Origin of the sequence: Hydrogenophaga sp. (genome assembly GCF_048549895.1) — a bacterium.
Classification (GTDB): domain Bacteria; phylum Pseudomonadota; class Gammaproteobacteria; order Burkholderiales; family Burkholderiaceae_C; genus Hydrogenophaga.
The window spans coordinates 1-3,027 of record NZ_JBLYYB010000050.1 but is presented as its reverse complement, the minus strand read 5'-3'; the positions used below and the strand labels follow the sequence as shown (position 1 = coordinate 3,027).

General features: G+C 62.4%; 4 protein-coding genes. 3 read left to right on the top strand and 1 reads right to left on the bottom strand.

Features of this window, described 5'->3' with window-relative positions:
- A partial coding sequence (locus ACN4F8_RS04975) for a hypothetical protein (protein WP_419472525.1) occupies window positions 1-236 on the bottom strand: 236 nt, incomplete at its 3' end.
- A gap of 328 nt (window positions 237-564) precedes the next feature.
- On the opposite strand from ACN4F8_RS04975, the gene ACN4F8_RS04970 reads away from it, so the two are divergent.
- The 3 genes from ACN4F8_RS04970 to ACN4F8_RS04960 form a co-directional block, all read left to right on the top strand.
- Window positions 565-1,488 (top strand): glycosyltransferase, encoded by a 924-nt coding sequence (locus ACN4F8_RS04970; protein WP_419472524.1) that lies wholly within the window; start codon window positions 565-567, stop codon window positions 1,486-1,488.
- A complete protein-coding gene (locus ACN4F8_RS04965; protein WP_419472523.1) occupies window positions 1,488-2,420 on the top strand; it encodes a glycosyltransferase family A protein in 933 nt (310 codons plus the stop codon). The genes ACN4F8_RS04970 and ACN4F8_RS04965 overlap by 1 nt, the downstream gene beginning before the upstream one ends.
- A gap of 2 nt (window positions 2,421-2,422) precedes the next feature.
- Window positions 2,423-3,027 (top strand): glycosyltransferase (locus tag ACN4F8_RS04960; protein WP_419472522.1); only part of this gene is annotated, 605 nt, incomplete at its 3' end.

The window sequence follows — 3,027 nt, the reverse complement described above, 5'->3', positions numbered from 1 at the left end:
TTGGTGCCGTGGCGGCCGAGGCGGCGCTGCCAGCGTTGCGCCTCGCAGCGGGCGGCGTCCAGCCCGTCGGGCAGCACCGCGGCCGTGGAGTGCAGGGACAGGCCAGGGTGGCGTTCGGCAAACAGCGCGTGGTCTTCGTCGTGCACCACCACCTGATGCGGAATGCCGGCCAATGCAGAGCGCGTCAGTGACGCGCGCAGCAAGTCGAAGTGCTGGACATCGCCAGCCCAGGTCACGGTCAGAAGTTCAAGTCTTGGCATGGGCGTGGAGGATACTGGCGTGCGCCCTGCCGGGCATTGAGTTGCATAACTTAAATCTCGCCCCTGAGATTCGACGCAAAACTGGTCTGCCACCTTGCAACAGGGCCCACGGGTCGCTTTCCGCAAGCGGCGTGGGCTGCGGCACTGAACGCATGCGAACGATCAAATGCGTGGCTCCTAATTCGAAAGCAGACGGGCGGACCCTTACGTAGACCTTTGGACGGCCGTTCGCGTACGATCATTTGCGTGACGTCGGATTCGTCATCGTTGGTGGGTCGGGGATGCTGATAGCCGGGGGTTGCGGATGAATTTTGCGGTGGCTGTGTTTTCGTTCAACCGGGGAACGCATCTCCGTAATTGCCTGCATTCGATCGAGCAGGGATGGCCAGGTGTGTCGCTCCATCTCGTCGACGACGGGAGCGATGATCCAGAGGTCGCTCAGGTGTTGGCCGAGTACGCGAACCGGGCCCAGGTGGAGCGGGTCGACGTGCTCAACAAGTCCAAGAACGGCAACCTTTACCGCAACATGCAGCGGGTCTACGAGCGTCTGTCGGACGACACCCTGCTGGTCTGTCTGCAGGACGACACACAGTTGACCCGAACAGTCACTGACGCCGACCGCGCCGAGATCGTCGACTATCTGGACGCGAATCCCGGCTCGGCGATTTTGTCGCCGGCGTTTCAGCGAGGCACCATCAGCGCGCGCGCGCTCAGCGACCTTCAGTACGACTCCGCGCATCACATGTACTTCTTCAATCGGCCCAGTCCCAAGGTGGCCGGCATGCATTATTCTGACGTTGCGATGTTTCATGTCGGCCGTCTGCGTCAGGCTCAGTGGCGGTTCATCGAGGACGAGTTCGCCAACGACAAGCAGGCGCGCGATCTGTTTGGGAAAATGGCCTATCTGCCCTGCCCGTGGGCGATGTGGGTGCCGAATGCGCCAGCCTATCGCAATCGCGCAAAGACGCTCGCCTGGAGACTCGGCGAACGCTGGAGCCGTAGTGGTTTGTATCCGTTCGAATTGATGGCCTCAGCCAAGGTCGATGCCATGCGTGTGCGTGATTTTGAAGCCGACAAACCGGTTGCCGATCGATTTCTCACACTTGCTGGCGGGCGCGAACTGCCACACCCGTGGGCCTATGATCCGCTGAAACGGTGGCGGATTCTGCGGCGTCTCAACGAGTTCGAGGAGTGGATCAAGCGCGTTCGCAAAGCGCTGGGGTTTTGATGGCCGACGCCTTGGTACCACTTCAGGTGGTCATCACCTCCTACAACCGCGGCCGCTTTCTGGCGCACTGCGTCGACACGGTCGAACATTGCCTGCCCTACGCGCACGTCAGCATCCGCGACGACGAAAGCGATGACCCCGAAACCCTGCGGGTGCTGGACCGACTTGAGGCCCGACACACCGTGCATCGCGCCTCTGGTCGCGGCAACGGCAAGCACGGCGGGCTTTACGGACACATGCAGGCAGCGCTGGAGGCTGCCGAGCCGGACGCCCCGCTGATGTACCTGCAGGACGACGTGCAGGTGGTTCGGCCGGTACCGCTGTCGGAAATTGCTGCGTTGGCGGCGTTGTTCCAGACCGAACCCACACTGGGCTTTGTCAGTCCCGCGTTTATCCCGGTTTCGGGCGAAGGTCGTTCCCCGGACAGCGATTTTGACTTCACGCCGGAAACCGGAATGTTTTGGCCAGAGGCCAGCCGTCGCAGTTCGGGCGTGTACTACTCCGATATCAACGTCTGTCTGCCCGCTCGTCTGAGAAATGTCGGTTGGCAGTTCGCGTGCCGTGAGCCCGAATGCGATGCGCTGGCGCGGCAGCATTTCCGCAACATGGCCATCCCTGCACTGCCGTTCGTGGCATGGTTGCCACTGGTGCCCGCTTACCGTGGAAAGCGCAAGACTTGGGCGCTGCGTCGGGCCGAGCAGCAACGCAATGCCGGCTTTCATCCTTACCGTTTGCTGACGCCTGCCGATACCGAGCGCCTGCGCGCGCGGCAGCCCCTGTCGCCGCCCTGGGCAGAAGCCATGTTGACCCTGCGGGACGCTGCGCTACCGCATCCATGGCATCACAACTCGTTGCAAGGGCGCCGCTGGCTCAAGCGGCTGAATAATGCGGAAGCCGCTCTGGCGCGGTGGTTTCGCTGGGGGCAGCCTTGAATGTGTCGGTCATCATTTCCACCTATAACGCACCGGCTTGGCTGGAAAAGGTGCTGTGGGGGTACGCCCATCAAACCCATCGCGATTTCGAGATCATCATCGCTGATGACGGCTCGAGCGATGACACGCGGGCGTTGATCGAGCGCGTTGCGCCGACACTGGATCAGTCGGTGATTCACGTGTACCAGCGGGACGATGGATTCCGCAAATGCCGCATCCTCAACAAGGCCATTCTGCATGCGCGGGCAGACTATCTGCTGTTCACCGACGGTGATTGCATTCCGCGCGCCGACTTCGTGGCCAGCCACGTCGCAAAGGCGGCCCAGGGGGCCTACCTTTCGGGGGGGTACTGCAAGCTCACCTTGCCTGCCAGCAAGGCCATCGCGCGCGATGACATCGCGCGCGGCGACTGTTTCCGCGTGCCGTGGCTGTTGGAGCACGGACACCGCCGACAGCGCAAAGACCTAAAGCTGTCGGCCGACCCCGCCCTGGCACACTGGTTGAACAGGCTCACTACCACTCGCTGCAACTTCAAGGGCTCCAACGGCTCCGCCTGGCTTCGGGATGTGGTGGCCGTCAACGGCTTCGACGAACGCATGGCTTACGG